General features: G+C 40.5%; 1 pseudogene. It reads right to left on the reverse strand.

Annotation, left to right across the window (positions count from 1 at the left end):
- Positions 1-713 (reverse strand): annotated as a pseudogene (locus tag ACFIK8_RS11450) (transcription termination/antitermination protein NusA); the annotation flags it as partial.

A 713-nucleotide genomic window follows, 5' to 3' on the forward strand; every position in this document is an offset into this window, starting at 1 on the left:
CAACCAACATAGCATTTGTTATTCCAGGAAGCATTCGCAATTCATCAGAGACACCGAGTTTTTTGCGCTTTTCATCAAGTTCTTTTTCTTTGCGTTCTAGATATTCACGTGCACGACTTTGGATTTCAGCAGCAGTTTCATGATCAAAACCATCAATGTAAGCGATTTCTTCGAGATCAATATAAGAGATTTCTTCAATGGAGGAAAAGCCCTCTGATGCCATAACTTGCCCAATCATTTCGTCAACATCTAATGATTCCATAAACAATTTGCTGCGTTCGGTAAATTCTTTTTGACGGTTTTCAGATTCTTCCTGTTCTGTTAAAATATCAATATTCCATCCTGTTAATTGTGAAGCTAAACGAACATTTTGTCCACGCCGACCAATAGCAAGACTGAGCTGGTCATCAGGTACAATGACTTCGATACGTTCTACGTCTTCATCGAGGACGACTTTGGAAACTTCTGCGGGTTGTAATGCATTGACAATAAATGTTGCAGCGTCAGGTGACCAAGGAATAATATCAATTTTTTCACCTTGTAACTCTGCAACAACAGCTTGAACACGACTTCCTCGCATCCCAACACACGCTCCAACGGGATCAATTGAACCATCGCGTGAGACAACGGCAATTTTAGCACGTGAACCTGGATCGCGTGCAACAGATTTAATTTCTATAATACCATCATAGATTTCTGGCACTTCCATGGTA

It is taken from the genome of Bartonella sp. MR168JLCBS (assembly GCF_042194175.1).